The sequence below is a fragment of the Agrilactobacillus yilanensis genome (genome assembly GCF_003946725.1).
GTDB classification, from domain to species: Bacteria; Bacillota; Bacilli; order Lactobacillales; family Lactobacillaceae; genus Agrilactobacillus; species Agrilactobacillus yilanensis.
The window spans coordinates 1-6,653 of the sequence record NZ_RHOY01000032.1 but is presented as its reverse complement, the minus strand read 5'-3'; the positions used below and the strand labels follow the sequence as shown (position 1 = coordinate 6,653).

Below are 6,653 nucleotides of genomic sequence, written 5' to 3'. Positions count from 1 at the left end.
CAGCCAACTCAACCGACGCAGCCAACTCAACCGACGCAGCCAACTCAACCGACACAGCCAACTCAACCGACGCAGCCAACTCAATTGATTAAAACTAATGTTAATGAGAAAAAAACAGTTTCATTGGTAAATGATAAAGAAAAAATTCCTTCTAAAAATATAGAAGCTTTACCACAAACTAGTGAAAAATCAGAAAGCTCTGTTTCAGCTCTAGGTGTCTTATTACTGGCTTTAGGAAGTTTAACCAGTTGGCTGACTTTCAGAAAAAAGTGGAAAGATTAACTAAACAATCTACCGTATACTATCTAAGAGTGGATGGAAGAAAAGAAAAAAATAGTGTTAATATTACGAAAACATCCTAATAATGAAATTTAAAGTTTTTTGATTCAGTGTTTAGGGGCTATAATTAACAAATAACCCCTCAAAAACGTTATTAAAATAGCCCCCAATATCTACATTATAGATATTGGGGGCTATTTTAATTTATTTCTTTATAAGTGTCCCTAAACTATAGCTATTGATTCAAGATTTCATGGGAGCCAGTTGCAACCAATAACAAAATCAATTCATCATGATCTAGCTGATAAATAACAATCCAGTTGTCATAATTTTTACCATAGTTTCCATATCTGGCAGGGTGAAATTCACGATAGCCACGCCAATTTCCTTTTAATGCATGGTCTTTAATCTGTTTCAAAACAAGTACATCTTGTTTAACAATTGCTTTTAAACAAGGTTTCAAGACAGTTATTGGGAAATGTTTTTTGACTAGTTTTTTTAATTCACGTTCAAAAGATTTGGTCTGTTTAATTTGCATCTAACTTATCGATCCAATCTTCAAAGTCAGTCAATGAACCAATGTTTTTGACCTGCCCTGTTTCTGCTTCTTTTTTAGCGGTTAAGGCTTCCGGAGAATCTAAAAAGCTGACTAATCGAACTTCATTATTGGCCGCTTTAACTAACGATAAGCGTATATACTCAGAAACGGTTAGCCCTTGTTTTGCTAGATTAGCTTTAGCCCGTTCACTAATGTCAGGTGTTACACGAGTTGAAATTGTCTTGTTTTTAATAATAGTATTACTCATTCTAATCCGCCTCCTTTAAGTTTACCATCGTACTACATTATAATATTCGATTTTTAGGTTTTCTGCAACTAAATTAATTTTAAAGTAAAGGAACTAACAGCTTATGCAACAAGTTGTTAGTTCCTTGTAAAAGGGATAGATATTTCCATGTAAATATCGGTAAGACTTTTCGTATTCTATTACATATTTATTAACTAATTTTTTCCGATAGATATATAATTGTAGAAAATAAGTCGGGGTTCAGAAATATGGCACGCAAAGTTATTCTATTCATTACACAAACATTAGATGGCTATATTGCCAATTCTGATGGCAAGATTGACTTCTTATGGAATGATAAATTTTCAACAGGTAGTGTTGTAGACCGTGAGTATGAAAAATTATCCAAACGGGTTAATACTGTTATCATGGGTCGACATACATATAATCAAATCGTAAACGGCATGTCACCCAATGATTATCCATATGCTGGCTATGAAAATTATGTGATGACGACACATCCATTGCCAGATGAAGATAATATTCACTTTGTTAACGGTGAGGTAGCCAAATTAGTCAGCGATTTAAAAGCTAAATCGTCAAAAGGTGATATTTGGATCATCGGTGGCAGCAACGTGATAGCACCGCTAGTGAATGCTGATCTAATTGATATCTATCATATAGGCATTGTGCCTATTATATTAGGCAAGGGAATTCCACTATTTTCCGACCGAGTTGTCCCTAAGGAATTGAGTTTGGAATCTGTAAAAAAAGTGAATGAGATTGTGTACGTTGAATATTCTCGTTAGAAGTTAAAAAGATGTTATAAAAAATAGAGATACCGTTGTTAAGCGGCACCTCTATTTTTTGGTCTAGAATTTTTGGTGTTGGAAAGTATTTCCATTCCAAAAGTACTAGGCCCTAATTTAGAAAGCCATTGATAATGGATCAAAAATGGCCAATAGGGTATACCCTAATGGATTTTTTTATTTATGTGCTATACTAGGAATTACAAGTGTTCATTAGGACTGTCCAAAAGGAGACTTGGAAATGTCTAAAATCGGTTACGCTCGCGTGAGTTGAAGTGCAATAAAAAAGTTAGCTCAAATAATCTATTGGGGTCTAATTAAGTTCGCTTTAACCAGCCCATGATAGATTAGTTGTAACCCATAACCCATAGAATATATCTATACTTATCAATACACTCTGACAACACAAAAAGGTTTAGTGATTATTCACTAAACCTTTTTGCGTTTCTACCAACCAGCGGGCGGTTAGTTAAGTTGTTGCCAACGGCGACTTCTGATACAGGTTTTTAATGGGTCTAGCACAACATAGAATAAGTTCTATGTATAAGTGCGCATTGACCTCGTTTCACTCGGTCTTCTGATAACCATAAAATTGGTTTTTGGTGTTGTTGAATTGAATTTATTTTTAGTTCAATTTATGCTTGCACCTAACTAAGATTGTTATGTTTTAAATATTTAAAAAGTGTTGCAGATTACGCTGTTTTAAGACAAAATTTTTTAATTGCTTTGTGCAGAGAATCTTTATAAGATTGGTAACAATTTTTGAATAACGGTGTTGTAAGATCTGTGAATCTAAACTTGAAGTCATTATTTTGATGTTAGGAGTAATTAAGATGGACGAAAAGAAAGTATTAAAACCAATTGATGAAATGCTTGCTGATCCTTGGGAAGTTGATATTCAAGAATTGTTTGAAGCTTCTGTCAATGAACCTGACGAGATCAAAAAGAATTTGTATGATTCCTTGTATACTTATATTTTGCAAAAAAGGCAAGAAGATATTAGTAATCGCCCAGGTTCCGTCATCTAGCCCTCTAAAAGCTCACTGAGGGCTTTTTATTTTGCGCTGGTATAAATATATATAAATAGTCTCAAAATCGCTGAGAACAAAAAATAAGGCCCTTAAAAAGGGACATAGCAGTTAAATCTTTATCAAGTTTTAGAAAATCTAACTATTTGCTGTCAATGGTAGCGGACGAGCAAAGCGTGGGAGCATAAGGAATTGACAGCTCTAAACCAGTCTTAACACTGAATTGGCGAAAGCCAAAGTTTCTACAAAACTTTGCTTTCCTGCCTAACGGCGAGTGAAAAAGCGGTCAAGCTGGCTCAGCTTGGACGGGGTTCGGGGCGTCAGCGCCCGAATTAATGTGGCTTGCCACACCTTTTAGGCAACGAACAAAGTGAGGCGCAAGGAGCATAGCGACTGGAGTTTAATGTGAGCCTGTTTTTTGGCTCACTCCTTTGTGTTTTTGTTTTAGATTTTGCCCTCGTACAGTAGTGCCTCTTTTAAACCTCTTTTATAAACCTCTTTTAAACCTCTTTTAAGGGCATGTTCCACGTTACTCTCCCAAGCGTTTCACAAATGTTTGGGGGTCCAATTGTCTGTTTATAGGGGTCCAATTGTCTGTTTATGGGGGTCCAATTGTCTGTTTATGGGGGTCCAATTGTCTGTTTATGGGGGTCCCGTCTTGAGGTTCCGGCCTTGATATGGTAGCCTCTGATTTAGGAGGTGGTTTTTTGAGCAACGAACTAGTTAAATATGATCCAGAGTTAAATACCATTCCACTTCGAAAATTTACTCCAGTTGAAATGAATTTATTTTTTTCGATTATTTCTCGTATGCGTGATAAGGGAGATCAGACCGTTCGTTTTACTTTTGATCAATTAAAAGAGTTAAGTGCTTATAAACCTACTGCAAATAACCGTTTTGAAGATGACATTCAGAGAACTTATGAAAAAATGATGGGATTACATTTTGGTAGACGAAGTAAAAGTGGCTTAAATCGAGAATTTTTTGTTATGTTTACCGAATTTGAAATTAAAGGCGAAGCTGAAATACCTTACGTTGATATCCGAGTTTATCCTAAAGCCTTACACTTACTAAACGATTTAGAAAGTTGGGTTCGTTATGCGTTGGCAGAGTTTAGAGATTTAAAAAGTAGTTACGCAAAAACAATGTTTCGGTTACTAAAACAATTTAGAACTACTGGGTACGCTTACTTTTCCAAAGCAGATTTTGATGAGTTACTTGATATTCCAAAAACTTATCGGCAAGGCGACATTAACAAAAAAGTGATAAAACCAATCAAAGAAGAACTTACCCCCCTATTTCGTGGGCTAACTGTCCGAAAGAAATACGGTAAAGGGCGAGGAAAGCCTGTTATTGGCTATTCGTTTACCTGGAAACCCGAAAAGAAAGACGCTAACGACTTCTCACAAGGTCAATTTCAAGATGAACGTCAAAAACTCTTTAATATTCAGCATAATGGCGAATTAACAGAACAGGAAAAATGGCGTGCCATTGATAAAGTTAAGGGGTTAACTTTAGGCTCTACTGAAAAGCAAGCATTGGCTGTCAAACAAGCCGAACATGATAAAAAAATAAGAGATCAAGCAAGAAAAGCAGCACTTGCTGAACTCCGAAAGGGGTTTGGAAATCATGCCTAAAACTATTAGAGAACTTGCTGATGAATTAAAGGTCTCTAAACAAACTATTCAATATCACTACCAAAGACTACCAACAAAGAACCGACAAAAAGATAGTCAAGGTAAAAACGTGATCAGCCCTACAGCTGAAAGAATTATTAGAGGTAAAGTAGCAAAGACTTTGGTAGCAAATAGTCAACAAACAGGTAGTAAAAAAGCGACAAAGACTAGCAAAGAAAATAATGAGCTAATCGCTACTCTAAGAAGAGAAGTAGCAGACTTAAAATCTCAACGTGACAAACAGCTTGCTACCAAAGACCAGCAAATAAGTAACAAAGATCGACAAATAGATTGCCTAACAAAATTGGTGGATCAGCAACAGCAGTTACAACTAGCCACGGTAGCAGAAAACCATCGATTAAAAGAGCATGTACGGAAACTGAGTGAGTTGTCTGAACCCTCTAGTTCAATTCAAAAACGGGCAAAAAATGATAAAGATGATACCTTGTCGAATAACATTAATTCTAGTCAAGTCAAAGATGAAAACGACAAGCAGAAAGAAAAGAAAGTATCTAATAATAATAAAGCCAATAATAGTTGGTGGCATTTCTGGTAAAAATTAAAAAGGTGGATTAAACATGAAAATAGAGCCTAAGATAATGTCTCAAGGTAGAAGAAATTTATGCTATACTTTCGGTGTTTAATCTAGGTGTACCCAGTTTGATTAAGGATGATTTATTTTGGGGGAGTTTCTATGGAAAAACAACATTACAAGATGTATAAAGATGGCAAAAAATGGGGTTTTGCAGCAGTTACTGTAATTGCTTTAGGGGTTGGGTTAAGTGAAAGTACATATGTTGTAAAAGCAGATAGTACTGTACCTGTCACATCAACTGATGATTCAGTAAATACTGGTGCCGCCAGCAAGAAAACTAATTTACCTGCTACCTCAACTGATAATTCAAAAAAAATTAAATCTTCACTTGTTACCAATCATTTAGAAGAGAAAGGCAATCTTGAAAAATTGGCCTTATCATCTGATAGTGTCCAACCAGCTACTTCCATTAGTGATGATACTTATTTAAAAAATTTAGGAATTGATATTAACGACCTAAATACTAACAGTGTTTTAAAATTAGCTTCTTTGTTCCATATTTTTGCAAATCAAGCTAGTTTATCAGCGGATACTAATGGTAATTTAGCTGTTAAAATTTTAAATGGCTCTAACGATTTTGGTACACGCGGTGATTCATACAATTTAACTAGCGGTGATATTTATTACATTCAACAACTGGCCAAAAATCTTCAAAGTAACGCTTTTAGAAATAAAACATTTAATCATGTAGTATTAGGTAAAGATGTTAGTGTATCAATTGAAAATAACAAGGTCTTGATCAATGGTATCACTATGGATAATTTAAAACCTGAAGATGTTTATCAAGATACCAATGGGCAGACCTATATTGGTTTTAGCGATGTATTTCAGCAACTAGTAAAGGCATCCACCAGTTATGCTAGTACTCCTCAGTCAAAAGGTGTTATTTCAAATTATGATGACATGAATAATCGCTATGTTGATGTTTCGAAAGTAGCAACTGGAACACAAATTATTTATGTAAATGTTCCATTTAAATATTTGAGTGCTTCTCAGCCGATTACGATCAAGGGAATATCTCATTTAGAAAATGGTCCTACTGTCGTCATTAACGTTACTGATATTCCAAATGGTGATCAAAATATTTCTACACAAGTTCAATTATATTATGATGGTGGAACTAATTCTTTACCCAATAGTGAAGGGCATTCAGAGCCTAACCATGTATTATGGAACTTAGGTACCGATGAACAAGCCTTCAATTTCAGCAGTGGTCGGTTTATGGGAAGTGTTTTAGCACCTAATGCGACTATTAATGCTGGAGTTAACATTGATGGGAATATTGTTGCTAATATCGTTAATATAACCGGCGGTGAATCGCACAGATGGGATATTCATCCACAACCGACACAGCCAACTCAACCGACACAGCCAACTCAACCGACGCAGCCAACTCAACCGACGCAGCCAACTCAACCGACACAGCCAACTCAACCGACGCAGCCAACTCAACCGACGCAGCCAACTCAACCGACGCAGCC

The 6,653-nt window shown here is 35.8% G+C and carries 8 protein-coding genes; 6 read left to right on the top strand and 2 right to left on the bottom strand.

All coding sequences use genetic code 11. From position 1 onward, the window contains the following. Positions 1-282, top strand: a 282-nt coding sequence (locus EKM93_RS13360; RefSeq protein ID WP_125716019.1) for an LPXTG cell wall anchor domain-containing protein, incomplete at its 5' end; no start/stop codon positions are given. A 232-nt stretch (positions 283-514) separates the two neighbouring features. On the opposite strand, the gene EKM93_RS13355 is transcribed toward EKM93_RS13360, so the two are convergent. Together EKM93_RS13355 and EKM93_RS13350 are read right to left on the bottom strand one after the other, a co-directional pair. Beyond that, complete coding sequence (locus EKM93_RS13355) at positions 515-817, bottom strand: type II toxin-antitoxin system YafQ family toxin (protein ID WP_125716018.1); 303 nt, start codon at positions 815-817, stop codon at positions 515-517. Then, positions 807-1,085: a plasmid mobilization protein gene (locus EKM93_RS13350; protein ID WP_125716017.1), complete on the bottom strand. Its 279-nt coding sequence runs from the start codon at positions 1,083-1,085 to the stop codon at positions 807-809. The genes EKM93_RS13355 and EKM93_RS13350 overlap by 11 nt, the downstream gene beginning before the upstream one ends. Before the next feature lie 248 nt (positions 1,086-1,333). Here EKM93_RS13350 and EKM93_RS13345 point away from each other — a divergent pair, with 248 nt between their 5' ends. The 5 genes from EKM93_RS13345 to EKM93_RS13320 form a co-directional block, all read left to right on the top strand. Next, a complete protein-coding gene (locus tag EKM93_RS13345; RefSeq protein ID WP_054643016.1) occupies positions 1,334-1,873 on the top strand; it encodes a dihydrofolate reductase family protein in 540 nt (179 codons plus the stop codon). A gap of 815 nt (positions 1,874-2,688) precedes the next feature. Further along, entirely contained in the window at positions 2,689-2,901 is a 213-nt protein-coding gene (locus EKM93_RS13335; protein WP_164507103.1) for a hypothetical protein, read from the top strand. Between the two features lie 707 nt (positions 2,902-3,608). Then, entirely contained in the window at positions 3,609-4,538 is a 930-nt protein-coding gene (locus EKM93_RS13330) for a replication initiation protein (RefSeq protein ID WP_125716015.1), read from the top strand. Continuing rightward, entirely contained in the window at positions 4,531-5,133 is a 603-nt protein-coding gene (locus EKM93_RS13325) for a DUF536 domain-containing protein (protein ID WP_057808098.1), read from the top strand. Before EKM93_RS13330 ends, EKM93_RS13325 begins: the two co-directional genes overlap by 8 nt. Positions 5,134-5,271: 138 nt before the next feature. Next, positions 5,272-6,653, top strand: a 1,382-nt coding sequence (locus EKM93_RS13320) for a collagen-binding domain-containing protein (RefSeq protein ID WP_164507101.1), incomplete at its 3' end; no start/stop codon positions are given.

What these genes read in the sequence shown, in the direction of transcription:
- EKM93_RS13350 (WP_125716017.1), bottom strand. Translation starts at nt 1,085, where the DNA reads ATGAGTAATACTATTATTAAAAACAAGACAATTTCAACTCGTGTAACA.
- EKM93_RS13355 (WP_125716018.1), bottom strand. Translation starts at nt 817, where the DNA reads ATGCAAATTAAACAGACCAAATCTTTTGAACGTGAATTAAAAAAACTA.
- EKM93_RS13345 (WP_054643016.1), top strand. Translation starts at nt 1,334, where the DNA reads ATGGCACGCAAAGTTATTCTATTCATTACACAAACATTAGATGGCTAT.
- EKM93_RS13325 (WP_057808098.1), top strand. Translation starts at nt 4,531, where the DNA reads ATGCCTAAAACTATTAGAGAACTTGCTGATGAATTAAAGGTCTCTAAA.
- EKM93_RS13335 (WP_164507103.1), top strand. Translation starts at nt 2,689, where the DNA reads ATGTTAGGAGTAATTAAGATGGACGAAAAGAAAGTATTAAAACCAATT.